Source organism: Jatrophihabitans sp. (genome assembly GCF_036389215.1).
Taxonomy (GTDB): domain Bacteria; phylum Actinomycetota; class Actinomycetes; order Mycobacteriales; family Jatrophihabitantaceae; genus Jatrophihabitans_A.
In genome coordinates this window covers 1-25161 of sequence record NZ_DASVQG010000144.1, presented here as the reverse complement: position 1 = coordinate 25161, position 25161 = coordinate 1, and the positions used below count along the sequence as shown (strand labels likewise).

18 protein-coding genes and 2 tRNA genes are annotated in these 25161 nt (G+C 67.4%); 11 read left to right on the top strand and 9 right to left on the bottom strand.

Annotated elements, in window-relative coordinates; genetic code table 11:
- Positions 1-9: 9 nt before the first annotated feature.
- Both VF542_RS07035 and VF542_RS07030 read right to left on the bottom strand, forming a co-directional pair.
- The gene (locus tag VF542_RS07035) at positions 10-519 is read right to left on the bottom strand and encodes a tRNA adenosine deaminase-associated protein (RefSeq protein ID WP_408650988.1); all 510 of its coding nucleotides are present in this window, start codon (positions 517-519) and stop codon (positions 10-12) included.
- On the bottom strand, positions 516-1001 hold the full coding sequence (locus tag VF542_RS07030) for a tRNA adenosine deaminase-associated protein (protein ID WP_408650987.1): 486 nt from the start codon (positions 999-1001) through the stop codon (positions 516-518). The genes VF542_RS07035 and VF542_RS07030 overlap by 4 nt, the downstream gene beginning before the upstream one ends.
- Before the next feature lie 256 nt (positions 1002-1257).
- On the opposite strand from VF542_RS07030, the gene VF542_RS07025 reads away from it, so the two are divergent.
- The 6 genes from VF542_RS07025 to VF542_RS07000 all read left to right on the top strand — a co-directional run bounded on the left by VF542_RS07025 (position 1258) and on the right by VF542_RS07000 (position 6713).
- Positions 1258-2235: a prephenate dehydrogenase/arogenate dehydrogenase family protein gene (locus tag VF542_RS07025; RefSeq protein ID WP_408650986.1), complete on the top strand. Its 978-nt coding sequence runs from the start codon at positions 1258-1260 to the stop codon at positions 2233-2235.
- Positions 2236-2263: 28 nt separating this feature from the next.
- The gene (locus VF542_RS07020; RefSeq protein ID WP_408650985.1) at positions 2264-3214 is read left to right on the top strand and encodes an asparaginase; all 951 of its coding nucleotides are present in this window, start codon (positions 2264-2266) and stop codon (positions 3212-3214) included.
- 109 nt (positions 3215-3323) lie between these two features.
- Positions 3324-5747, top strand: a complete 2424-nt coding sequence (locus VF542_RS07015; protein ID WP_408650984.1) for an amino acid permease — start codon at positions 3324-3326, stop codon at positions 5745-5747.
- Positions 5748-5761: 14 nt separating this feature from the next.
- The gene (locus VF542_RS07010) at positions 5762-6379 is read left to right on the top strand and encodes a TetR/AcrR family transcriptional regulator (RefSeq protein WP_408650983.1); all 618 of its coding nucleotides are present in this window, start codon (positions 5762-5764) and stop codon (positions 6377-6379) included.
- A 94-nt stretch (positions 6380-6473) separates the two neighbouring features.
- Positions 6474-6546 (top strand) — tRNA-Glu (locus VF542_RS07005).
- Between the two features lie 93 nt (positions 6547-6639).
- Positions 6640-6713, top strand: a tRNA-Asp gene (locus VF542_RS07000).
- Between the two features lie 137 nt (positions 6714-6850).
- Here the strand turns inward: VF542_RS07000 and VF542_RS06995 are convergent.
- Complete coding sequence (locus VF542_RS06995; protein WP_408650982.1) at positions 6851-7216, bottom strand: hypothetical protein; 366 nt, start codon at positions 7214-7216, stop codon at positions 6851-6853.
- Between the two features lie 313 nt (positions 7217-7529).
- On the opposite strand from VF542_RS06995, the gene VF542_RS06990 reads away from it, so the two are divergent.
- Positions 7530-8288: a MerR family transcriptional regulator gene (locus VF542_RS06990; RefSeq protein ID WP_408650981.1), complete on the top strand. Its 759-nt coding sequence runs from the start codon at positions 7530-7532 to the stop codon at positions 8286-8288.
- Positions 8289-8353: 65 nt separating this feature from the next.
- Here the strand turns inward: VF542_RS06990 and VF542_RS06985 are convergent, their stop codons facing one another.
- From VF542_RS06985 to VF542_RS06960, 6 genes are all read right to left on the bottom strand, one after another.
- On the bottom strand, positions 8354-11386 hold the full coding sequence (locus VF542_RS06985; protein ID WP_408650980.1) for an ATP-binding cassette domain-containing protein: 3033 nt from the start codon (positions 11384-11386) through the stop codon (positions 8354-8356).
- A gap of 16 nt (positions 11387-11402) precedes the next feature.
- A complete protein-coding gene (locus tag VF542_RS06980) occupies positions 11403-13520 on the bottom strand; it encodes an NHLP family bacteriocin export ABC transporter peptidase/permease/ATPase subunit (RefSeq protein WP_408650979.1) in 2118 nt (705 codons plus the stop codon).
- A gap of 85 nt (positions 13521-13605) precedes the next feature.
- Positions 13606-14415, bottom strand: coding sequence for an HlyD family efflux transporter periplasmic adaptor subunit (locus tag VF542_RS06975; RefSeq protein ID WP_408650978.1), 810 nt, complete (start codon positions 14413-14415; stop codon positions 13606-13608).
- Positions 14412-15857, bottom strand: coding sequence for a SagB family peptide dehydrogenase (locus tag VF542_RS06970; protein WP_408650977.1), 1446 nt, complete (start codon positions 15855-15857; stop codon positions 14412-14414). Before VF542_RS06970 ends, VF542_RS06975 begins: the two co-directional genes overlap by 4 nt.
- 45 nt (positions 15858-15902) lie before the next feature.
- Complete coding sequence (locus VF542_RS06965) at positions 15903-18134, bottom strand: TOMM precursor leader peptide-binding protein (RefSeq protein WP_408650976.1); 2232 nt, start codon at positions 18132-18134, stop codon at positions 15903-15905.
- Positions 18135-18380: 246 nt separating this feature from the next.
- A complete protein-coding gene (locus VF542_RS06960) occupies positions 18381-19337 on the bottom strand; it encodes a hypothetical protein (RefSeq protein WP_408650975.1) in 957 nt (318 codons plus the stop codon).
- Positions 19338-19852: 515 nt separating this feature from the next.
- On the opposite strand from VF542_RS06960, the gene VF542_RS06955 reads away from it, so the two are divergent.
- The 4 genes from VF542_RS06955 (at position 19853) to VF542_RS06940 (ending at position 25059) form a co-directional block, all read left to right on the top strand.
- Entirely contained in the window at positions 19853-21028 is a 1176-nt protein-coding gene (locus VF542_RS06955) for a YcaO-like family protein (RefSeq protein WP_408650974.1), read from the top strand.
- 61 nt (positions 21029-21089) lie between these two features.
- A complete protein-coding gene (locus VF542_RS06950) occupies positions 21090-21446 on the top strand; it encodes a hypothetical protein (protein ID WP_408650973.1) in 357 nt (118 codons plus the stop codon).
- 81 nt (positions 21447-21527) lie between these two features.
- Positions 21528-22877 (top strand): TfuA-like protein, encoded by a 1350-nt coding sequence (locus VF542_RS06945; protein WP_408650972.1) that lies wholly within the window; start codon positions 21528-21530, stop codon positions 22875-22877.
- A gap of 88 nt (positions 22878-22965) precedes the next feature.
- Complete coding sequence (locus VF542_RS06940; RefSeq protein ID WP_408650971.1) at positions 22966-25059, top strand: B12-binding domain-containing radical SAM protein; 2094 nt, start codon at positions 22966-22968, stop codon at positions 25057-25059.
- Positions 25060-25161: the final 102 nt, after the last annotated feature.

Here is a 25161-nt window from a genome sequence, read left to right as displayed (position 1 = left end):
CGGCCCAGCTCACCCGCGGACGGCCTCGAACTCGCTCAGGCAGCCCAGCCGCTCGCACACCGTCTCGATCAGGTCCGCCGGCAGGGTGCCCTCGTGCACCGCCAGCTCGATCAGCTCGGCCGAGGGCACCCCGAGGTCGGCCAACACCTGCGGATCTCCGAACGGCGCGGCGTCGTGCACACCGGTCGGGGCGTCCTCGTCACCGTCCAGCGGATCGCCACCCACCTCGGGCAGCCCGTCGGCGAACAGCTGCGCCAGCGGGTAGTCATCGGCGGCGTGGCCATTGGACAGGAAGACCCGGATCGGCTCCGCGGCACGGTCAGCGGCAACATCCAACCTGGCGAGCACGGCGTACTCGTCGTCCTGCTCCAGTGCCAGCAGCCGCACCGGATGCTCGAAGTCACGCAACACGTCGCAGACGTCGTCGATCGACTCGCACCCGTCGAGGTCGACCTCTTCCAGCAGCCACCCGGACCGCGCCTGGTCCTTGGCCAGCAGGGCGAGCGCGAAGTAGCTCACAGTGCCACCCGTCCGGCCGAGCGAGCCCTGCGGAATTCGTCCTCCAACCCGATCCGGCGGATCACGGCGTCAAGCATGTCTTCGGGATAGGCGTCCAGGTCGTCGAGAATCGATTCCATCTCGTCCTCACCCAGTTCCAGGTCGCTGAACAGGTCCAGCTCGCCGATCGGCCAGACCTCGTCGAGCTCGTCGTCCTCCGGCGGGTCCTCGCCCAGCCGGCTGAGCACCTGGGCTGCGAGCGGGAACTCGACCGAGGCGGTCAGGTCCGACAGCAGCAGATCGATCCGGGGCCCGTGCGAGCGGGCGATCAGGAAGAACTCGTCATCGACGTTGGCGACCACGAACGGGCCGCCCTCGGGAGGCTGGCTGCGCAGTGCCGACAGCAGCACGCTCAGATCACCCAGGACGGCCGAGGGAAGTGCGTCGCAGCGCCACACCCCACCCTCGCGGAATGCCGCTACGGCGTAACTGCCTTCTCCCATGACCCAGCCCCTCCGCACGCTTTTGTACCAAACGGTGTCGAGCCGACGTAGTAGCGAACTGACCTTGGAAGATCCTGGCACGGATCGGGTGCGCAACAAAGCCCACGGCCGCCCGGGTACGGCCGGGCGGTCCCCGACGGCGGGTAGATCACCCGGCGGCCGGTTCGTTCCTATCGGGTGTCGGCCTGGCATCGGTACGGTTACGCTGCGCTACCAACGGTAACTATCCGACCGCTGCCGGTTATACGTTCGAATGGTGCCAGATTCGTTCGACCGCATCGCCGTGCTGGGGCTCGGCCTGATCGGCGGTTCCATCCTTCGAGCGCTCGCGCGGGGCGGGTACGTGGTCAGCGGATACGACCCCGCCCCGGCCGAAGCGAGCGCCGCCCGGGGCGCCGGCTACACCGTGGCCGCCAGCGCGCCGGAGGCCGTGGCCGGTGCTGACCTGATCGTGCTGGCGATGCCGCTGCCGCGCCTGGAGGCCGCCCTGGTCGAGATCGGCCCCTGGGTTGCCCCGAACACCGTCCTCACCGACGTCGGCACCCTGAAGGTGCCGGTGCTGCAGGCGGTGCGCAGGCGCCTGCCGGGCGCCCGATTCGTCGGCGGGCACCCGCTGGCCGGGACCGAGGAGTCCGGCTTCCTGGCCGGCCACCCGTTGCTGTTCCGGGACGCGCCCTGGGCACTGGCCCTGGAACCCGACACCGACCTGCAGGCGTGGCTGTCGCTGGCGGTGTTGCTGTGTGACCTCGGTGCCAGGCCGGTGCCGACCACCGCGGTCGAACAGGATGTCGCCATCGCGAGGGTGATCGGCCTGCCCCACATGCTGGCCGAGGCCCTGGCGCTGACCGGCCTGCGCGGCGGCGAGCTGGGCCTTTCGCTGGCCGCGGGCTCCTACACCTCCGGCAGCCGGGTCGCCCGGACCCGGCCGGACCTGGTCGCCACCTGGTGCGACGGCAACCCCGGCCTGGTCGCCGCGCTCGACGATGCCATCGCCTGGCTGACCTCCAGCCGCGACGTCCTGGCCGGTGGCGGCTCTGTGCGGTCGTTGGCCGAGGCCGGCCACCGGGCGCGGATGGAGTGGGAACATCGCGAGTTCGGCCCGGTCGACCTGCCCGTCGACGCCGAGGCGCTGCGCCAGCACGGTCGCGACGGCGGCTGGATCACCGCGGTGGTCGAGAAGGACGGCCCGGACCTCGGCGAGTTGAGACTGCTGGGCATGCGCCCGGTGCGCTGATCGGGGCGGAGTCGGCCACAATCGGGGCGTGATCAGACTCCGCACCGGCGTGCCCCTGATAGAGCTCGAGCGCAGTGGCGTGGTGGAGTCGGTGCACACCGGCCACCTCGTCGTGCTGGCCCCCGATGGCCGGGTCCGGTTCGCCGCCGGCGATCCGGCCCAGCCGGTCTACGGCCGATCCTCGCTCAAGCCGCTGCAGGCAGTCGGAATGCTGCGCGCCGGAGTCGACTTCGGGCCTCTCGAGCTGGCGCTGGCGGCGTCCTCGCACTCCGGATCGCCTCAGCACCTGCAGCTGATCGCGAACGAGTTGCAGGCTGCCGGGCTGACCGAGGACGACCTGGAGTGCCCGCCGGACCTGCCGCTGGGCGAGGCCGAGCGCCGCGCCTACCTGACGGCAGGGCACGCCGAGTCCAGGCTGGCGATGAACTGTTCCGGCAAGCACGCCGGGATGCTGCTGGCCTGCCTGCACAACGGCTGGCCGGTATCGGGCTACCTGGCCCCGGCCCATCCCTTACAGCAACTGCTGGCCGGCACCGTCGCCGAACTGACCGGTGAGCCGATCGCCGCGACCGGTGTGGACGGCTGCGGCGCGCCACTGTTCGCCACCAGCCTGACCGCCCTCGCCGGCGCGTTCAGCCGGATCGCCACCGGTACGGCCGAACTGCGCCGGCTCTCGGAGGCGATGCGCGGCCACCCCGAACTGCTGGGCGGCACCGGGCGGAGCGTGACCCGGCTGATGCAGGCCGTCCCCGGCCTGATCGCCAAGGACGGCGCGGAGGGAGTCTTCGTCGCGGCGCTGCCCGACGGCGCAGCGGTGGCGCTCAAGATCGACGACGGCGCCGCCCGGGCGGCGGAGCTGGCCGTAGTCATCGGCCTGCGCCAGCTCGGTGTCGGCGGAGCCGCCCTGGACGAGCTCGGCACCCGGCCGGTGCTCGGTGGCGGGCACCCGGTGGGGTGGCTGCGGCCGGTGGTCGGTTGATCGTCCCGCTTCTGGACGGGCTGGGCGCACTCCGCGCGCCTGGACGGGCTAAGCGCACTCCGCGCGCCTGGAGGCACGCCCACATACAGGACGTCGTAGCCTTCTGGCCATGACCCATGTCCCGTCCACTCGGACCGATCAGGCTGCGGCGCCGGCCCTTGCCGCCAGCGTCTCGGTTCCGGAGCGGCTGGGTTACCGGGTCAAGCGGGTGCTGCTCGGGCCGCCGCTGGTGTCCTCGCAGTTGCACGAGGAGAAGCTGTCGAAGAAGACGGCGCTCGGGGTGTTGTCCTCGGACTGCATCTCATCCTCCGCCTACGGCACCGAAGAGATGCTGATCGTCCTGCTCGGGGTGTTCGGGCTGGCCGGCTTCCACATCCTGGCGCCGATGACGGCGGTCATCCTGATCATCCTGACCCTGATGACGCTCTCCTACCGCGAGGTCGTCATGGTCTACACCCGGGCCGGCGGCAGCTACGTCGTCTGCCGGGAGAACTTCGGGTACAAGACTGCCCAGATCGCCGCGGTCGCCCTGCTGATCGACTACATCGTGACGGTGGCGGTGCAGGTCGCCGCCGCGGTGGCCGCGATCACCTCCACCGTGCACGAGCTGAGCCAGTACAAGGTCGAGCTGTGCATCGTGGTCATCCTGCTGCTGGCCTACGGCAACCTGCGCGGTATCCGGGAGGCAGGCAAGGCCTTCGCGTTCCCGACCTACTTCTTCTTCACTTCGGTGACGATCGTCATCGTCATCGGCGTGGTCCGCGAGCTGCTCGGTGAGCTGCCGAAGTACGGCACCGACCGGGTGATCGGTGGCGAGAACCAGCTCCCGATCCACGACCAGGGGCACGCCATCTTCTCCTCGCTGGCGATCTTCTACCTGCTCAAGGCCTTCGCCAACGGTGGTGCGTCGCTGACCGGCCTGGAGGCGATCTCGGACGGGGTCAGCGCCTTCAAGTCCCCGGCCGGGCCGAATGCCCGCCGAACCCTGGGGATCATGTCGGCGATGCTGGCATTCCTGGTGTGCGGCGTCGGCTGGCTGTCGATGGAGACCCACGCCGCCCCGTTCGAAGGCGGCAGCCCGACCGTCATCTCCCAGGTCGCCCGGGCCGCCTTCGGCAACGGAGGGCTCGGCGACACCGGATTCGTCGTCGTGCAGATCGCGACCGCCCTGATCCTCATCACCGGTGCCAACACTCCGTTCACCGGCTTTCCGTTCCTGGCCAACTTCGTCGCCGAGGACTCGTTCCTGCCGCGGCAACTGACCCGGCGCGGCCACCGGCTGGCCTTCAGCAACGGCATCTTCATCCTGACCCTGCTGTCGATCGCGCTGCTGGTGGCGGGCAAGGCCAACGTCGACAAGCTGGTGCCGTTCTACTCGCTCGGGGTGTTCACCGGCTTCACGCTGGCCGGCTTCGGAATGGCGAAATACCACACCATCCACAAGGAACCGGGCTGGCAGCACAAGTGGTGGATCAACGCCTCCGGCGGTGGGCTGTCCCTGACCATCGTGCTGATCACGGCGGTGGTGAAGTTCACCGAGGGCGCCTGGCTGGTACTGGTGCTGGCGCCGATCATGTGGCTGGTCCTGATGCGGTTGAACCAGCAGTACCGTGACGAGGCGCGTGCGTTGAACCTGGTGACGAACGCGCTGGGCAAGGGGGCGTCGCTGCCGAACTATCCCCGCCACGTCGTGCTGGTGCTGGTGGACCGGCTCGATCTGGCCGTGGTGCGGGGACTGCGGTATGCCGGCAGCCTGCGCCCGACCGATCTGCGAGCGGTGCACATCTCCCTCGACGGGGACCGGGCCGCGGACCTGGAGCGGTCCTGGATCGAGCGCGGGCTCGGTGACCGGGTTCCGCTCGAAGTGGTCGAGTGCGCCGACCGCCGGCTGATCCGGGCGGTCGCCGAGACCGCGATGAGCGTGGTGGTGGGCGATCGGGCCGAGGTCACCGTGCTGCTGCCGCGCCGGACGTTCCGGCGGGTCTCGCAGCGGATCCTGCACGACCGCACGGCCGACCGGATCGCCGGCGCCATGGCCAAGTTGCCACACGTCTCGGCGACCATCGTGCCCTTCGACACCACCCTGAACGAGGCGCAGGAACAGGAGCTCGAACGCCAGCGCGCCAAGGCCAAGGAACGGCCCGCCCTGAGCGCCGAACCGGTACTGGCCGAGGACCACCCCCTGCGGGCAGTGACCGCGGGCAAGGACGCGGACCCCGGCTCAGAGCTGGCGGCCGAGCCGGACGAGAACGGCGTGCTGCCGATCGCGGCGGTGAAGTGGAAGCAGCGGGTCACCATCGAGGGGCGGATCAAGATCGTGCAGGTGGGCACCACGGCCGGCAAGTCGCTGGAGGCCCAGGTCTTCGACTCCACCGGGGGCATGCGGCTGCTGTTCTTCGGCCGCACCCGGATTCCCGGGATCGAGCCGGGCTCGATGGTCCGGGTGACCGGCACTGTGGGGGAATACAAGGGTCACCTTGCGCTGGCCAATCCGCGTTATGAGTTGCTGCCGGCCGACGCCAAGTCGCACTGAGGGCGGCGGGTGCGATGCCGGAACCGGGCGGCCAGCAGGTCAAGCACCAGCGGATGCGCGGCAACCGCCCCGCCTACACCACCGAGACGCTGCTGGACGTGGCGGTGACGGTGTTCACCAGCCGTGGCTACGAGGGCACCTCGATGGAGGACCTGGCTGCCGCCGCGGGGCTGAGCAAGTCCTCGATCTATCACCACGTGCAGGGCAAGCAGCAACTGCTCGCGCTGGCCCTGGACCGGGCGCTGGACGGGCTGTTCGCGGTGCTGACCCAGCCCGGGGCGACCACCGGGCCGGCCGTGGACCGGTTGACCCATGTCCTGCGGGGCACCGTCGCGGTGCTGCTCGACGAGCTGCCCTACGTCACCTTGCTGCTGCGGGTGCGGGGCAACAGCCCCACCGAGCTGGCCGCGCTGGGCCGGCGGCGGGAGTTCGACCAGCTGGTGGCCAATCTGGTATTGCAGGCCCAGCGCGACGGCGACGTGGACTCCCGGCTCGACGCCGCCGTCGCCACCCGGCTGATCTTCGGCATGATCAACTCGCTCACCGAGTGGTACCGGCCCGGCCGGGCTGACCGGGTCAACCTGCCCGAGACGGTGGTGCAGCTGGTGCTGACCGGGCTGGCGCCGCACTGAGCCGGTGCGCACGCGGCACCGGCACGACCGGCTCCGCGGCCCTGTGCCGGGCGAGCTTGGCGGCCTCGCTAAACTGGGACGGCTGTTCGAGCAAGCCCCTATCGTCTAGTGGCCTAGGACGCCGCCCTTTCACGGCGGTAGCACGGGTTCGAATCCCGTTGGGGGTACGCGGCAGGCACGATCGGTGCTGCACGTAGTATGGTTTCGCAGGCTCGTCCGGAAAGTTGCCGGTGAGCACGCAGGTCTAGAGGTTCCTTCTAGGCCCCGTAGCGCAGTTGGTTAGCGCGCCGCCCTGTCACGGCGGAGGTCGCGGGTTCGAGTCCCGTCGGGGTCGCAAGCAGGTCCGTTCGCCCAGGCGACGGGCCTCTTGCTTTGTCCTGGCCATTTCTGTCCTCGCTGTTGCTGTCCTCGCTGTTGCTGTCCTCGCTGTGCTGTCTCAGCTGTTGCTGTGCCGGGCCGGGACTGGTGGCCTCAGGTCGTACAGCAGCATGGACAGCAGCAGGCGCAGCTCAGATCCAGTCCGGCCACCACGGCGTCGAGCTCGTGCTCGTCGAGCTCGGACTCCGCCACCGGGTCCAGGGCCGGGACGACCAGGATGAGTTCCCCGGTTTCCGGTGCTTGGAGCCAGGTCTGGACCTGCTGGTCAAGGTCCGGTTCGGCATCGCCGACATCGCGGAGCAACGTCACTTTCACCCCGTCCGGGACCTCCAACCCGTACCCGGCGATAAACCCGCGCGGATCTGCTTCCAATTGTCGTTCCTTGTCCGGCTCGGCCCACACATCTGCGACCAGGCGGCTGTAAGCCGTGACGAATTTGGACCTGCTGCTGGGTTCCATGGTGGTCTCCTCCGAAGATGCGCCGGAGCCGAGTGGCTGCCGCCGCGAGCTGCTGCTGGCCATCGTCGCTGTGCAGGGATGCACTGGCTAGGAACCGGTCCCGATTACACCGGCCGCCGCCGCTCCACTCGCCGGCGCGAGCTTCGATCCGTGCAAAGGTCACCGCTTACCGTCAGAACCCACGAAACAGACAGCAGGAGTCGTATATGCATTTAACTGATTCGGCGGTAGAGTCTGCCGCTGCAGACAGCGACGCGATGAATCCGCTGCGTAGTCGGCTCGATCAGCAGGCGCATTTGTTTAGGTAGGTTTGATGACTGCTCCTCTGCCATCCGGAGTCAGTCCCGAGCTGTCCGATCCGGGAATTCGGCTCACGGTGGAAGAGTTCGCACACCGGGTAGGCATGTCCGCCCGCAACATCCGCGCACACCAGGCGCGTGGGCTGCTTGCCCAACCCACTCGCATCGGCCGGGTGGCCTATTACGACGGACAACACATCAGGCGCATCGAGGCGATCAAGAATCTCCAGCGCCAGGGGTTCAATCTCGTCTCGATAGCGTCGATTCTCGGCGTGCGCGACGGCTCGGAGCAGGGCGAGACCTGCAGCGCGAACCTCGATCGGTTCTGGGTGGACCATCCTGCCCTGACGAACGGCCTGCTTCGGCACGGCGTGCTGTCCCGAGGAAATGACGGCACCGTACGTACCACGCGCCCGCGCCTGCTCCGCGCAGCTTTCACCCTGCGCCGGGCCGGCGTAGCCCCCAGCGTGGCACTGCAGGCCCTGGTGGAGATCCTGGACCACGTCCAGACGCAGGCCGATGAGCTGGTACATGAGGTCGGGCTGCGCCTGGTCACCACCTTGCCGTCGATCGAAGGAGCCAGCTTCACCTCCTGGGAGGATCTCGACCGGGAGACCACCGCACTCACCCAAGGCATCACCATCCTGCTCGCCGAGGCATTTCAGTCGACGGTGGAACGCAGCGGGCAGGCGCGGGTGCCCGATCTGATAGCGCAGCACTCAGGTGTCAGCTTTCCGATGGACCAGTCGGCCGCCGCCATCGATGTCGGCTGACCCACCCTGAGGTCGCGTGCGCCGCCAGGTCGAGCGCGCCGTCAGGTCGAGTTCGCCCTTCGGAGTCAGGCCGGCTGATCCGGCCGGAACTCCCCATCGGCCGACCAGCTGCCCGGCAGCTCGATCAGTTGACGCACCGCCAGCTTGGCGAACAACCCGTCCCGATCACTCATGAGGCTCTGGTAATCGCCCGTCTGAACGATGCGGCCATGATCCATCACCACGATCTGATCGGCGTCGATGATGGTAGACAGCCGATGGGCTATGACGATTCTCGTCGCGGCCAGCTTCTTCGTGCTTGCTGTCACGATCTCCTGGGTCCGATTGTCCAACGAGCTGGTGGCCTCGTCGAAGAACAGGATGCGCGGCCGGTGTATCAGGGCTCTGGCGATCAGGACGCGTTGCCGCTGTCCCACCGACAGGGTCCCGCCACCGACCGGCACCATGGTTGCCATTCCCATCGGGAAGGCTTCTATGTCCTCCGAGATTCCCGCCAAGGCGGCTGCCTCCCATGCCTCTTCCAGCGTGAAATTGCCGGCACCGGAAATGTTCTCGCGAAGGCTGCCCGCGAACAGTTGGCCGTCCTGCAGCACCACGCCGCACTGCCGCCGCACGGCTTGGACGTCCAACTCCTCCAGGTCCTGATCGTCGTAGTGAACCGAGCCCGAGCGTGGCGCGTCGAATCCGAGGAGCAGGCGGAGAAGGGTCGACTTGCCGCATCCGCTGGGCCCGACGATGGCGACGAATGCGCCGGGACGGATGTGCAGTGACACGTCCTCGATGACCGGCGGATCGTCCGGCAGGTAGCCGAAGGAGACGCTTGCCAGCGTGATGTCACCGCTGAGATCCCCGGGGGAGATGAGATCACTGCGCTGCTCGGACTCCGCCGAGATTATGGGTTGCAGGATCTCCAGTCGCGGGACCACCGCGACGATCTCGATGCTCGCCGCAACCAGAACCAGCATCGCGCCGAGCAGCAGCGAGAACGCCACGTTGACCACGAAGAAGTTGCTGATGCTCACCCTGTGCTCGAGGGGGCCGGCCAGCGTGAGGAAGAACAGCAATTGGCCCAGGATCGGCAGCACCGCGGTCCAAGCCAGCACGATCGCCTGTACCCGCCGCACCGGCAGCAGGATGCCGCGCGCGCCGGTATGCGCTTCAGACCACTGGGCGAATGCCCGGTCCTCGGCCGCGGCCAGCTTGATCTTGGTGATGCCGCCGAGAAGTTGGTTGGTCAGGGCAGTCGCATGGTGCTCCTGCGGCAACGCCGACCGCGCCCGCCTGATGACGAGCCGCCCGAGTACCGCTACCAGCGCGGCACAGGCCGCGATCAGTCCCAGGGCGAAGAATCCGAGGATCGGGGCAACGACGAAGATCAGCGTGAGGTCGCCGAGGATCGCGAAGGATGCTCCCACGCACGGCACGAAGATCCCGCTGATCGATTCCCGGACGAAGGAGATGCCGAGGACGGCATTGGCCAGTTCACCGCTGGTCATCGAACGGAAGAATCGCACGGGCAGTCGCATGATGCGGTCCCACAGCGCGAGTTGGGTGCCGGCCTCAGCGCGTCCTTCCAGCCGCAGGACGTGCAGGTTCTGCACGATGAGGGCACCAGCGGAGATGAAGGCGGAGCACAACAGCAAGGGAAGGAATGTGCGAAGGCCACGCACCGAACCGTTCTGAGCGAGGTCCCCGAGCAGGATTCCGCTGATCACCGGCGTTGCCAGACCCAGCGTTGCTGTGATCAGCCCGGCTACCACGGTGCCCCGTATGTCGGCCCGGCTGCCGGCCAGGCCATGGGTCAGGGCCTGGCGCAACGTCGATCCGATCGGAAGTGGCACCTGCACCTGGGTGGCTGTGCCTTCGAACTCGGCGGCAGGCCCTTGTTCTATCCGCCGTGAGCTGCGGGTCTCGGGATCCACCTCGACATAGCTGCCGTGCTTGAACACCAGTGCGACCGCGCGAACGGGGGTGTCGGCGCCGTGTCGGCGCCATCCGATCAGCGGGCCGAGGTCTTCTCGCCACCATCGCGGAGGCAACTTCACCTCGCGGATGTGCAAGCCGGAGCTGAGGCAGATCGCTCGAATCGCGTCCGGGTGCGTCGTCGCCCGATTGCGCCGGTCCGGCGGCTCGGTCAATCTCACCCGGACGGGACCTCGCTCGGTGACGATCGTCAGCACCGCGCGTGCGTAACGGTAGAGGTCGAGCCGCTGCCTGGCATCGTGATCGGGCTCGATCCGGTGGAGCCGGGCGCCGAGCACGCCCACCGCTGAACGGGCAGCTCCGGCAACGGCAGCGGCGTCCGCCCGCTTACGGGCGGCCAGGGCTGCCTCGTTGCGGGACCTTTCCCGTCCCGCCCGCGCCGCCACCGTGGTGAGCAGGGCGGCACCGAAGTGCTCGAGCGACACGCCCAGTTGACCGCTGCTCAGCAGGTCGGCGGTGGAGACCGCCTCGACGGTGCAGTCCGAACCTGCCACCAGCCAGTCGCGGCCGGCGAACAGGGTGAGTTCTCCGTCGGCCACGGTCTCTGCCGCGGCGCCCTCGTTGCGGGTGAGCACCCCGCCGATCGCCCGGACCCACCACACCCGGGCGTTTCCGGTTATCGCGCTGCCAGCACTCACGGACAATATCTGCCGCGGCTGCAGCGCGATCGAGTTCCGCGGGGCTTGGCCGTCCCGAACGGAGTCCGCGATCGCCAGTAGCGCGTGATCCAGCCCGGTCACCACCGCCTGCTGCAGCGCCGTCAGCTCACGTGGCGGGTCCGGCTGGGTCAGCGCGGCGGCGACGGCGGCTTCGGACTCCGCTACCGGTGATCGCGCGCAGGCTCGCACCTCGGTTTCCGGCAACCCGACCAGTTCCAGTCGCCACGACCCGATGCTCCGGGTAGCGGGAACGACGCTGAACTCCGGCACCCGAGCCACGAAGTGCCGGCGCGCACGCACACCCGGTCGAGTACGCCGAACCGCGAACAGGTCCGCCGGTCCGCCGGACACGAGATACGCACCGGCGTCACCGTCGAGCCAGACGGGCCCGGTTACCGGCTCCTGGGCGAGTTCGTGCAGGGTCGCCCAGCCGCTGTCCTCGACCGTCGTCGGCATCCGAACCACTGATCCTTCACTGCTGGCGAACGAGTTGGGCGTAGTGCCCGTCCGCGGCTATGAGTTCGTCATGGGTGCCGCGCTCTATCTCCCGCCCCGCCTTGAGCACGACGATCAGGTCGCAGTCGCGAATCGTCGAGAGCCGATGCGCCACGATCAGGCACGTCGCCCCCCGCCGGCGCAGGTTGCGGTCGATCAGCCGCTCAGTCTCGGCGTCGAGCGCGCTGGTGGCCTCGTCGAGCACCAGCACCGACGGGTTGCGCACCAGCGCGCGTGCGATCTCCAGCCGTTGCCGCTGGCCTCCGGAGAAGTTCCGGCCACCTTCGGACACCATGCTGGCCAGTCCGCCGGGCCGCCGGGAGATCTCGGAATAGATCGCGGCGTCGGTGAGAGCGCAGACGATGTCCTCGTCGGGCACCGAGTGGTCCCACAATGTGACGTTGTCCCTGACACTGGCCTCGAAGAACAGCTGGTCCTGGTCGACCATGGCGAAGGTTGCTGCCCATAGTTCGCGGCCTATCTCCTGCCGCCGCCTGCCGTCCAGGGTGACCGAGCCGGACCAGGGCTCATACAGCCCGGCCACCAAACGCCCGACGGTTGACTTACCGCTCCCCGATCCGCCGACCAGTGCCACCCGGCTACCCGCGGGCAGATCCAGGAAGAAGTCCTCCAGCAGCGGAGCGGCCAGCGGGTTGTAGCCGAAAGTCACTCGGTCGATCCGCAGATGGCCATCGATCTCCGGCACCCGAGTGGTCGGTTCGGCGTGGGTTCGCCGGGGATAGCGCTCGACATCTCGCAGGCGGCTCAGATCCGCGCTCATCTCCTGGAGGCGAGTGCCGAGCAGCGTGAGGTTGGTGATCGGCCGATTCATCGAGGTGATCAGGCCCTGCATCGCTACCAGGACGCCGATGCTCAGGGCACCCTCGACAGCCCGGAAACTACCCAGCCACAGCACCAGTGCTGCGTTGACCGCTGCCAGAAAGGCGGGGACTGCTGCCATCATGGCAGCCGGAACACCCAGCCTTTGCTGGGCCGACGTCACTGCCGCGGCCCGGCCGGCGAAGCGCTGATAACCCGCCTGCTCCTCGCCGCTGGCCTTGAGCGTCTCGATCATCTGGATCGTGGTGAAGACGGCGGTGAACAGCTTGCCCCGATCGGCCTGCAAGCCGGCCACGGCGCTGGACCTGATCGTGGACACGTAACGCAATACGACGACGTTCAGGCCCGAGAAGAACATGGCGAGCAGGCCGAGGGTGACGTCGTACATACACAACAACACGCCGTAGGTGAGGACCAGCGCAAAGTCCACCACCGTCGAGGCCAGCCTCCGGACCATGATGTCGACGACGACGTCGTTGCTACGCACCCGGTTGGTGAGATCGGCTGCCTGGCGCTGGTCGAAGAATTCCAGCGGCAGTCGCAACAGATGCCGGAAGAAGCGCGCGGCGGTGCCGAGGGCGAACGTCGCTTCGGTCCGCACCAGAAGTCGCTGTTGCAGCACCGCGGCGGCGAGGGTGACCGCGGCGGCCAACCCGGTGGCGGCGATCAGCCCGGCCAGCTCCCCCTCCCCACCGCTGAGCAGCACCCGGTCCACGAACATCCTGGTGAGAGCCGGCATCGTGAACCCGGCGACCGCGATGAGCACGCCGAGCAGCACGGCCAACGGCAGCACCGAACTGAATTGGGGACGCCGACCGGCCAGAGCGGACAGCACCCGGTAGGGCCTGCCCCCGGAACGGAAGTCCGGTCCCGGTTCCAGGGTGAGCACGATGCCGGTGAAGGAGCCGTCGAACTCCTCCCAGCTGACCGACCTGGGGCCGATCGCCGGGTCGTTCAAGCGGACGGTGCGGCCGTAGCCTTCCAGAACTACGAAGTGGGAGAACTTCCAGAACAGGATGGCCGGCAGTGCCAGCTCTCCCAGGTTGGCGACATCCATCTGGAAACCGCGCGCGGACAAGCCGTAGCTGCGCGCTGCCTTCAGCACGCTGGAGGCGGTGGACCCGTCCCTGCTGACACCGCAGGTTCGCCGCAGCTCCTCCAGGGGGATGTGGCGGCCGTGGTGGGCCAGCACTATTCCCAGCGCCGCAGCACCACATTCCACGGCCTCCATCTGGATCACCGTGGGCGTGCGCACCCGCTTACGCCGGGCAAGGCCGTCAGGTCGACTGGTCCGAAGCTCCATGACGTTCATGGGCGAACTCGCCTCGCGCGCCGGGGCCTCATCGCCCGAGCACCCAATTCATCGGATGCTCCTCGGCCACCGTGAACAGGGCGGTCACCGAACTCTCGGAGTTCAACTGGAACGGTGGTGCGGTCTTGGACCAGCGCAGGGTCGTCGACGAGCCGGCCACCGTCGCCAGGGTGACCGTCACCCGGATCACGCTGCCATGGGACAGGATCGCCGACGAGTCGACTCCGCCACCGAGAAAGGCCCGGAGCGATTCCTGGGTCTCGGGAAAGGCTCCTACCGAGGCCACGGTGCCGCTGAGCGTGCCGAACACCGCGGTGGGAACCGACTTGGCCGAGATGTCGGCCGGAAAGCCGGCCCGCAACATCGGCGCAGCCGCGGCGGAGACGAATACCACGGCCCGCAAGGCGTCACCGGGGGTATCGACGCGCTCCAGGGAGGCGATCCTGCTGCCGGGCTGGACCAGCTGGCCCTCCGAGACGAGGATTCCGACGACGTAGGCATCCCAGGGTGAATTGATCGTCTCGAGCGAGCCCTCGGTGCGCTGCAGGGTGTAAAGCGGGGCGCCTGCGGTGATCAGCTGGTTGGGCTGCGCCCAGACCTTGACCACCCCACCGCTCTTGGTCGCGTCGAGGTCGGAAACACCATTGGAGTGGATCAGCACCCCAGTCGCCCGTACGGTGCGTGCCACGGTGCTCACCGATGCCCACACCGCCGCGGTCAGCACGATGACGCTCAACAGGCCGGCGAGTAGCCAGGAAGGAGCGCTGGCCAGCCGAACCACCTGATCGAGTTGCTCGGGACCTTCGAGTTTGCGCAGCGCCTGCTGCCGGAATCTCACACCTCCTCCAACACCGAGCCGAGCATGAAGTCGGCGATACTCGGCTCGGCAAGCGGATCCAGGCCTGACAACGCCGCGAAACCCTCCGAGTCACCGGAGCCCAGTGCGCACGGCGCCAGCTTCATCGCGGTGGCCACCAGATACATCAACTCGATCAATACCCCGGCGTCCTTCTGCATCAGCGAGTAGCCAAGTCCCTCGTACTTCCACAGCAAACGGGGTACCCGGGCGGTCACCACCATCAGTACCTGCGGAGTACCCGACGCGCCTGAAGCCGCCTTGGCAAAGTTCAGGACTCTGACGGCGTGCCCGTTCGGGTCCGCCACCCGTACCAGCGCATGGCCGAGTGAGTCGTAGTGATACAGCCCGGGCGCCAGTCCGGCGCAGCTACTCACCAGCGGATAGATCTCCAGTTCACAGACCTGGCCCGCGCTCGGGTACGGACGCCGCCCGACCTGCATGCCCTCGACCTCGCGCACGTCCCAGGTGCGTTGCACCCGGTAGAGGAACTGCGCCAGTTCCTCGACGGTGATAGGCAGCGACTCATCATGTTCGCGAAGCGTGCGCCGAGCCGCCACCACCGCGCTCAGGCTCGGCTCCGCAGCCGAGATCTCGGCCAGATCCGGCACCGGGAGGGCGATCCCCGCGGCCTCCGGGTTCCCGCTGCCGAGCGATTCGGGAGGAAGCCGATCCCGGAAGCGGTACGTGCCGCCCACCGGCAGCACATGCCTGCCGGCCCGCGACCTGTGGTGGACGGCGAGTTCCTCAGGCTCCCAGAACACCTGTGGCGGCCCGCTCTGCTCAGCCTTCAGTTCCAGCGGCCGGACCAGGACCCGCGCCCGGATCAGCTCATCGAGGACGCCGGCTGCCGCGCTGCCCTCCAGGTTCGCGGTGCGCTCGATGTCCTGCTGGTCACAGCCCGTGGAAGCGGCCAGCGCAACTGCCCAGCCGAGCGCGGGCTCGGCGAGTTCGATCGTCACGTTCGCAAGCGGGTTGCGCAGGCTCAGACCGTTCGGCCCGCTCAGAGCCGCCGTGAACCGGGAGAACCGGTAACTGACCCCCGGCTGGGCTGCCTCGGCCGACATCCGACTGGTGGCGCCGAGGCCCTGCGGAACGACGTCGAGCAGCGGACGCTCACCCGTCTGCAGCCGCCGGCAGAGCCATGAATGCGCGGCCAGCCGCCGGAGCAGGACCTGGCCCTGCAGGACGCCCTGTTCGCCGGCGCTGGAGACCAGCAGCCGATCGAGTTCCTCTTCGTCCAGCCACGTCTCGGCAAGGCGGAGCAGGAGGGCGCGCCGCGCGATGCTGGAGGGATCCACCACCACCTCGAACCGGCTCTGCCGAAGCGCAAGGGTTCCATCGGCCCCGCTGACAAGTCGAGCATCAGGCCGCAGCCGGAACAGTTCCCGCACGCCGACGGCCTCGCCCGCCGACGGTTCCACTGGCTCGATCCTGGGTAGTGGTACGACCATGGGTGGCACCTGGTTTCAGAAGAAGACGTTCATCGGATTCACCTCATGCTCGGACGCCGCGAGTGGCTCCCTGCCGAGCAGGCCTGGAATCGTCCACAGCCTCCCCGGCCCGAGGCGGCGCCAGAAATGGCGAAGCCCCGGCACGATCACCCGGGCGACCGACAGCTCGATGTCGGGACGTGACTGGTCGACCACGATGACCTCGTGCCCTGCGGCAGCAGCGATGCGGACACAGTGCGCGACACCGTCGGCTACCTCCAGCGACGTCCGGTCGGGGTGCCGGTCGGCGGTGGTGGCGGGCACGTCCGGGTCCGGAACCAACCAGGGATGCTCGGCCACCCGGACCGAGATGAACCACCGGAGCGCCTCGGGCTCCGACAATCCGTACCGGGTCGACCCCGCCTCGTATCGGGAAACCGCCGGCAGGAACTGATCGACCTCGGCCATCGCCCGGCTGAGCGCAACCCCGGCATCGAGGTCGGCGCCGAAGCCGACCAGGACGTCCTCGGTCGGCCGAGCCCGGCATGCCGACACAGCCGCGAACGCGGGAATGCCCAGGTCCGCGGTGAGGTCCAGCGCCCACAGGTCCCGATGGTGGTCCTGCTCGTAGCGGCGACGCAACTGCGTGATCCAGGGGTCGGCGAACGAGTCCAGGTCGACGCCAGGAACCCTGGATCGATGGTGCCACCACAACGCCACGCTGTCCCGCTCGACCAGCTCGCAGAAACCGTGCAACACCGCTTCGGCAAGGGTGTTGCCCGCCGCGCAACCATTGGAGTCCGCGCCGGTCACGCCCAGGCTCTCGAGTTCGGGATGGCCGTACCAGCAATATGCCGCCGGGATCGCCCGGGCCACCTGGTGGGTCAGCGACCACCCGGTGGTCCAGCTCATCACCAGGTCGTCCGGGGCGCGGCGTGGAATTCGGTGGAAATGAGCCAGCGAGGAATTCAACTTCTCCCGCTGGTCGTACTGGTCATCGGAATAGTGCAGTAGCTGGCGGAGGTTCACCGCCTCCTCGGGTCCCAGTTCGAGATAGCTTGCCTGCCGGGTGGGTAGCTCACCCCGCCACAGGCCGCAATAACGCTCTACCGCCTCGCAGACGGCGCCCACCCGGGCCTGCAGGTCCGTGCGACCCTTTCCACCACTCTGACCACGCAGATTCATGCGCAGGGTCGTGGCACTTCGCGCAAGTGCGAAGTTGTGCACAGCACTGTAGGTATGAGTACCGGCAGCACCGGCCATCGCTACCGGCGCAAGCCTGGAAACCACGCCGAAATACCGGCTGACGTGATGCTGCAGCCGGTCCCAGGTCTCGGCCAGGCTCAGGGTCCGTGACGGTTCCCTGTCGTCGCTGGTGCTCGCGGCCGAGGAGATCACCACGCGCCCGGTGGCTTGCCGCACCAGCTCAGGGCTTCCGCAGGCCGGGCACTGGGGTTGATGCACGAGGACATGCTCGCTCGCCGTCAGATCACGCGTGTCGAGCGCGATCATGCGTCCGGTGATCCGAGGTGAGCTACGGTTCACAGCCAGCACCGGCAGTTCAGCCAGAAGCAGGCCCGCCAGCACCGACGCCGTCGAGGCGTGCGCGGCCCTGGCTGAATCCAGCCGCGGCAGTTGTGGCCGTTGCGCGGCAACATAGTTCTCCAGCTGCTCATTCTCCTGCCACCGCTGGAGTAAACACTGCCAGCAGCCGGTGCGGCCGGGAACCAGGTGGGGGCCCAGCAGGAGGGTGAGCCCATGGGGGCGGGCCAGCGTCCACGGCCGTTGGAGGTCGAGGCAGACCTGGTTGATCCCCGCCAGGATCGGATCGACGTAGGACCGGGGCAGCACCACCAGTTCACTGCCCGGATCGGCCGCGGCGAGCCGGCTGGCAGTGATCGCGTGCGACTCGATCCGGTCCACCGCCAGGCCGGCGTCAGCCAGGGCTCGAGCGATGACCGCCGCGGTCGGCGCCCCCGCATCGATCAGGGTGACCCGGCCGTTGCGCAGCCAGGCCTCTGCCAGATCTGGATCGGTGCCGCGGGCATCCCAGGCAGCCGCTGTCCTCGAGTCCTGGGCAGTGCCGCCACTGGCGAGAACTCCGAGTTCGGTCAGCCTGCGTATCGCCCCGCCGACCGCTCTCGGCGGATACCGCTCGCTCAACTGCTGTACGAGCTCGTGGGTGTGCCGGGTGCCGTCCAGTAATTCCAGCAGATCCGCGGTGACCGCGCCCTCGATGAGCAGGGTACGAGCTTCTCCCGTGATCAACACGGAAATGCCGTCCGGGGAATCCAGGCATACCGATGTGTAGTCCGATCTCAGCCGCGGACGAAACATCGGTCTTCCCATCTGTGCGGTTGTGCTGCCGATGATTGTCCGGTCCCTGGGGGCGAGGAGCCGACGATTGCATCGATCCGCACCGTTGTGCCCATTGCGCATCCGCCGGGGCAGTGACTTCTACGCCTCGCGTGACGTGCGGCCGGCAGCTGCGCTCTCAGATAGGTCTGCCCATATTCAGGAGGTGGTGCTGCTGAGCGCTATCGGCGCGTCCATCAGCCCGAGCACGGTGGCCGGGCCGTTCGAGGCAGGCAGGGACACCAGGAATGCCTCCACCCGGGCGATGCTGATCTGGGTACCGCTGACCGGAACCGAACGCCCGAGTGCTGCAAGGTCCGGACTGCGCGGGCTGAGCGTCACCTTCGCCTGCCCACCGGATACCGGCGTGACGGTGTCCGTCATCTGCATCGTGAGGAACCTCAGGTAAGCGTCGTCGGCCTGGGCTGTGCACCTCGACCAGGTCGCGCTGCTCCGGGTTCGCGTCACCTTCATTCCGAAGTTGTTCATCTGCTGCTGGTAGATCTGCCACCCGACGGCGAGCTGCTTGTCCAGTACCGGACTCTCGGCAACCAGCGTCCGCACGTGAGCTGTGCTGCCGGTACTCCGGTTGAAGATCTCGGCTGCCACCTGGTCCAACCGCTCCGCGGGTATCGGACCAGGCAGCTGGATGGCCGGCTTCGACCCGATGGCGTGCACCTCGGCCGTTGCCTCCTGACCGATGTGGACGTTGTGGCTGAGGCGCCAGGACCCGTCAGGAGTAGCCACGAACTGACTGAAATCCGTGACTCCCAATTCGGTGCCCGTTGATTGCAGGGTGGCCGCGACCATGAAGCAGGAGGCATCTCCGGTCGGCGTGGCAAAGGTGGGGTTGGTGTGCCGGTAACCGGGTTGCACCCGCTTCGCCGCCGCATTTCGCCGTGCTGCGGCAATGCTGGACTGCAGCGCCGGATTTGTCTCCTGACTTCGCAGCGCCTCGATATCTCCCGAGACCGTGGCGGCCGAGTCGGCGGCGTCGAAGGAACTGAGGATCGTCGATGCCTTGGCCGCAATCAGGCCGGGGACGCTGGAGCTGGCACTGACACGAGAAATGGCCGGCGACCGATCGGCGCAACCGGCCATCGCTGTAGCAGCCATTACCAGACAGGCTGACAACCCCAGTTGCCACCGCTTGGTAGCCACCATGGCGCCCCTTCCCCCGCGCTACAACCTCGGACGGCGCTGGGTACCGGACCCCGTCCTTGTCGTCTCACCAGTCTGGGTGCTCGGCATCCGAGCGCGGAGCCTCGGCGGGTATTCCTGCCGCAACGGCGTCAGGTACGGCAGCACCTCATGGCGTCATTACTGCGACCATCACATCAGCTGGTGGCAGCGAACAGATCTCGTGCCCTGAACGCGGACCCGCTGGTGGTGCGCGAGCTGGGGCCGATGTCGGCTTCGCACCAACCTTCCCGTACAGCTGGTCAGCTCTCACGCTCTGACGGCCGAGTTTCATGCCATGGAAGCGCCGGTATTGCCGAGCCAACCTGGTGTTCGTAGCGTCTAGTCCAAGCAACCGGGGGCAAGCCGAATCTGCGCATCAGCTTCGGCGATCGCTCCCGGCATGTCCAGCCTTGTCACTGGTCATCTCTCTCTTCAGCCGAGGACCATCAATGACCTCAGTAACCGATCGGGTTGCCCGCCGTTCGGGCTCGTACAGGGCGGTGAGCCCGGAGTTCACCTGGGAACGGGTATACCCGCTGTGCGAGCGATTCGGGATCACCCGCGTCGCTGAGATCACCGGCTTGGACGAGATCGGCCTGCCGGTCGCCATAGCATACCGACCGGTCGGTTCTACATATGCTGTCAGCATCGGCACGGGCCTGCGCCTGGTCGAAGCTCGGGTGAGTGCCATCATGGAAAGCATCGAGGTATGGCACGCCGAGAACCCCATCTGCACCAGTGAGTTCCGCGCGGCAAGCCGCGATCTTGCCTTGCACTACGATCCCCGGACTCTCAACCTCGCCCCGCGCTCCCCGCTGACCGCCGCCACTGTGCTGGACTGGGTCACCGGCTACGGCGTCCTGACCGGCTCGGCGCACCTGGTGCCGTTCGACACCGTCACCCTTGACTTCACGAGGCCTGATGGTTGGGGACGCAGGCTGTTCAACACGACCAGCAATGGGCTGGCCAGCGGGAACAACACCGAGGAGGCCGTCCTCCACGCCCTGCTGGAGTTGATCGAGCGCGACTGCATAACGGACCACAGCCTGAGTTCACCGGGTGACCGCCGCTACGTGGACCCCTCCACCATTCGAGATCCGGATGCCAGGGCGGTGTACACGGCACTGCGAGGTGCCGGTTGCCGGATCATCCTCTGCGATATCACCAACCGTGTCGGGATACCGTGCTATGCCGCTGAGATCTGGTCCAGCGACGTGCCGATACGCAGCGGGGGATTCGGCTGCCACGTCGAGGCTGACCTCGCCGCTGGTCGTGCGCTGGCCGAGGCCGCACAGTCCCGGTTGGGCGTGGTATCCGGTGCCCGCGACGACATCGATGCAAACGCCTACCAGCCCGGCCGGCCCTTGATCGAGCCGGTCCGCGGCACCGCCGACTCACTGACCGAGCGCTCGGTACCTGCCTGGATGCAGAACGCCGATCTGGCGACTGTGGTGCATCACTGCGCCGAACGGATCGCCGCCGTCACCGGAGTGGAGCCGTTCACGCTCGACCTGACACATCCCGACATCGGAGTAGCGGTCTGCAAGGCCTACGCCCCTGGCCTACGCCTCTTCGAGCACGAGGCGATCGAGAACAGTTCCGGCGACCCGCAAGGAAGGAGATGAACCGCAGTCGTCGATCGCTCCATCCGCACGTAAACCTGCCCTATCGATAAAGGAGCAAGCGATGAGCAATGAGAACGGCAATGAATTCGGCACCGCCTTCGTCCGCACCTACTCACAGGTCATGACCGATGTGTGGACCAATGAGGAGGAGGAACGCCGGGTGGTTGCCGACCCGACCGGCTACGCGATCGAGAAGGGTCTGCCGGTCGCGCCGGGGTCGACGGTACGCCTGGACCGATCCCAGCCGGCCACCCTCTTCACCCGCGACGAGATCGTCGAGGCGTGGACCAAGACACCCGGCATGCACGTGCTGCACATCCCGGCGACGCCATTGGTCGACGTCAACGAACTGACCGAGGCCGAGCTGGATGCCGTCGGTGCCGGAACGAACAACATCATCTTCATCGTCATCCTCTGAGGACCGGTCCGCTGCGCGCTCGTCAGGGGGGCGCGCAGCGGATCATTACACCGCGGGTACCGACTCGAAGGATCGACCGCCATGGCGCAGGATTTCGTATTCATCGGGCCGAGCCTGCCCAAGGATGAGGTAAGGCAGGTTCTTCCTGCCGCCACCATCCTGCCGCCGGTGCGACACGGGGACCTGCTCGGGCTGGACCCCGAACCGGGAGATCGGGTGCTCATCATCGACGGTCTCTTCCTGCAAGCAGCACCGGTGCGGCACAAGGAAATCCTGATGGTCCTCGAGCGAGGCGTCACGGTCGCCGGTAGCAGCAGCATGGGCGCGCTGCGCGCTGCCGAGCTGTGGAGGTACGGCATGCGCGGTGTCGGGGAGGTATTCAGGCTCTACCGCGACGAGGTCGTAACCGGTGATGACGAGGTCGCGATCATCCATTGCTCAGCCGAAGAGGAATACCGGGCGCTCAGTGAACCGCTGGTGTCGATCAGGGTGGTTCTGCGCGAGGCTGTCCGCGCCGGCGTTCTGACCGAAGCGGACAGTGCTTCATTACTCTCCATCGCCCAGCGAATACCGTTTCGATCCCGCAGTCTCCGCGCGCTGGATGTTCAGGCCAGGCAGGAGATGGCCGCCGACACTGTCGAGCGATTCAGTGCGTGGGCCCGGGCTAACGGGAAGGACCAGAAGGCCGAGGACGCCCGGTTGCTGCTGGCTATGGCTGCTGCCGGCCACCCGGAACTCCGCCCGGCGGGCGACGGCGACACACCCGTCACCAATACCGGCACTCACCTCACCCGAGCCTGGGCCCAACGCTTTCACGGACGTCAGACAGCCGGGCACTGGGTCAGCGATCTCGATACCACCATCGTGACGATGTTGCTGCATCCCAACTATGTCGCCGAGCACCGCCAACAGGTTCTGGCGTCCATCGCCGGTGTTCCCTCCGATGATCCGACCGCTGAGGCCCGCGCTGTGTGCGCTGCTTCCCAACGGGGAATAGACCGCGAAGCACTGAGCTTGCCGGCGGGTTGGCTGGCGCCCTGGGAGTCGCGGCTACCGGTCGAGGAGGCGACGGCCAGATTGCTTGTCCGCGCCTTCGGGACCTGGCCTGCCCACCTGCTGAACTCGGCCTGCGTTCCGCCGGCTATGACGACACCGGCCCACCAGGCCTGGGCGCGCAAGGCAGCGGCCGCGGCTGCCAGATGTAACTCCCTGATGCCCACCACGACCAATGAGTACGGCACCGTACGCCGGACCTTTCGGGCGGAGGCGGTGGACCGGCACTTCGCCGCCCTGTGGAGTTGTGCCGTCGACGAGCTCGAACCCGCCGTGTGGGATCGAGGCCTGCCCGGCCTCGCTGCCTTCCGCCGGGTCGCCGAGCCCTACATCGCCTTGCTGACACTGGCCGGAGCCCCGCTGCCACCCGAGACCTAGGAGCCCGCACGTGACGTCCTGGCCCAGTGTCGCCCTGCTCTACCCACCGATCACGGACCCGACCTCGGGGTACCACTCACTGTCCTACTTGGACTCCTATGCTCGCGCCCGAGGGCATCCGGGAGCCGACCTGATCGACACCAACATCGAAGCATTCCACTTCTCCTACAGTGCCGCCGGCATCGACTGGATGCACCAGTGCCTGCGGTCGCAGGACATCTCCGACGGCCGGCCCTACCAGTCCGAGGACACTGTTCGAGCTAGCCTGCTGCGGGTGGCTGAACCAGACCCTGCCGCCGTGCGGAGGGCCGCCACAGTGCTGCGTGACCCCGGCCTCTTCTACGATTACGGCTACTACCAGCAGGCAGTCAACGACGTGACGGCGTGGATGAACTGCCTGGGTTCGACGGGATTCGCCGGTCAGTTCCACAACGGGTTCGAGGCAAGACTGCCGACGGCATTCGCGATCGGCTCACGTGCGGCGCTCACCGACGTCCGGGCCCTTGCACGGCTGAACCGTCCGTTCCAGTGTTACTACGACGACGTGCTGCTGCCGCGGCTGCGTGCGGGTAGCTATGACATCGTGGGCATCAACATCACCTACGCCTGGCAGTTGCCCTTTGCGCTCTGGCTTAGCCGGCTCATCCGGCAAAGCCTGCCCTCGGCGTTCGTGATTGCCGGCGGGACCGAGGTCTCCGACGTCTGGAAGTACGCGCAGGAGAAGGCAACCGTCTTCGAGATCTTTCACGACCTGGACGCCATCGTCATCGGTGAAGGCGAAACCGCATACACCAGCATCCTCGAGTGCATCGGTGCCGGAACGCTTCCGACCTCTCACCCCAACGTCCGGCTGCATCCCAGATACGGAGCCCCGCGCCCGCTCACGCTGCTGCACTACGAGCCGTTGCACGACCTCCCCGTTCCCGACTACCACGGCCTGCCGTGGGACCTCTACCTCAGCCCGGAACGCTTCGTCTACTACTCGCCTACCCGCGGCTGCTACTGGAACAAGTGCACGTTCTGCGATTACGGCCTCAACACCGAGGGGCCAACGAGCCCGTGGCGACAGGATCACGTCGACACGATGATGCGTGACGTCACCGCTATCTCGGCATTCGCAAAGTTCATCTACTTCTCGGTGGATGTGCTTGCTCCCGCCACCATCCTGCGCTTCGCCGAGCGCGTCGTGGAAGAGCAGCTCGACATCCGGTGGGGTGCCGAGATCCGGTTGGAGAAATACTGGTCGGCAGAACGTGCGGAGGTCCTGCGGCGCAGTGGCTGCGTCGCTGTCTCGGTCGGGTTCGAGTCGGGTAACCAGCGGATTCTGGATCTGATCGACAAGGGAACCCGTCCCATCCAGGTCAGACAAACCATCTCCGCGATGCATGGAGCGGGGATCGGCGTGCAGATGATGGGGTTCACGGGATTTCCCACGGAGTCTCTCATCGAGGCCAGGGACAGCGTCGACTTCCTGGTGGACAATCGTGAACTGTGGACCTTCGGAGGGCTGGGCGAGTTCCAGCTGACCTCAGGCGCGATCGTCGCCAAGCAGCCGGGGCGGTTCGGAGTGTCGAACATCAGGGCGATCCCCGGCTCCGACATCGCTCGCATGTTGTTGTTCGACGAGCCCATCTCCCAGGAGGCACGTCCGGAAGCGGCGAAGGAGAAACGGCGGATAGCGCCCGGCGGGCATTACGAGCGCCCATGGCTCGGAGGCACCGACACCCCCCATTCGTTCTTCTTCCACGACAGGTTCGGAACCGGTGTCCGCAGTGTCCTGCATGATGCTCGTTCGGTCGGAGTGGAAGACCTGGATCGATTCTTCGTCCTCAACGGTGAACTCATTCCGGCTCCGCCAGAGGCGGTTCAGCACTCCTACCAGGCCCTCTACGGTGATCCGACCACACAGATCGACATGTCGCGCCTCGCCTTCCGCCGAGCCGACGGAGCCATTCTCCTGCTGCCGGAACGGCTGAAGATGTTCCTGGAGGTGTTCACCATGCCGGTGACTCTTCGCGCGGCCCGAGAGCGAGCCTGGATGGTGGACGACGCCTCCGTCACCCAATTGTGGCTCAGCCTGGCTCGACAGGGGATCATTCGCCGAGTGCTGGACCCCGCGGATATCAGGCCGCCGAGCGGACAGGCCGATCTCGACAACCGGCAGCCGGCGGGGGTGCCATGACACTGGCCGGCAGCTGGGCAAGGACCACTGGCCAGTAGCTTCGAGACATGACGCGATCGGATGTCCCAGTACTGGTCGCGGTCGCGCACGGGACCCGCGACC

Excerpts from the sequence above, each read along its gene's own strand:
- VF542_RS06985 (WP_408650980.1), bottom strand. The coding sequence starts at position 11,386 with ATGCCGACGACGGTCGAGGACAGCGGCTGGGCGACCCTGCACGAACTC.
- VF542_RS06960 (WP_408650975.1), bottom strand. The coding sequence starts at position 19,337 with ATGGCTGCTACAGCGATGGCCGGTTGCGCCGATCGGTCGCCGGCCATT.
- VF542_RS07030 (WP_408650987.1), bottom strand. The coding sequence starts at position 1,001 with ATGGGAGAAGGCAGTTACGCCGTAGCGGCATTCCGCGAGGGTGGGGTG.
- VF542_RS06990 (WP_408650981.1), top strand. The coding sequence starts at position 7,530 with ATGACTGCTCCTCTGCCATCCGGAGTCAGTCCCGAGCTGTCCGATCCG.
- VF542_RS06945 (WP_408650972.1), top strand. The coding sequence starts at position 21,528 with ATGGCGCAGGATTTCGTATTCATCGGGCCGAGCCTGCCCAAGGATGAG.
- VF542_RS06950 (WP_408650973.1), top strand. The coding sequence starts at position 21,090 with ATGAGCAATGAGAACGGCAATGAATTCGGCACCGCCTTCGTCCGCACC.
- VF542_RS06995 (WP_408650982.1), bottom strand. The coding sequence starts at position 7,216 with ATGGAACCCAGCAGCAGGTCCAAATTCGTCACGGCTTACAGCCGCCTG.
- VF542_RS07015 (WP_408650984.1), top strand. The coding sequence starts at position 3,324 with ATGACCCATGTCCCGTCCACTCGGACCGATCAGGCTGCGGCGCCGGCC.
- VF542_RS06955 (WP_408650974.1), top strand. The coding sequence starts at position 19,853 with ATGACCTCAGTAACCGATCGGGTTGCCCGCCGTTCGGGCTCGTACAGG.
- VF542_RS07010 (WP_408650983.1), top strand. The coding sequence starts at position 5,762 with ATGCCGGAACCGGGCGGCCAGCAGGTCAAGCACCAGCGGATGCGCGGC.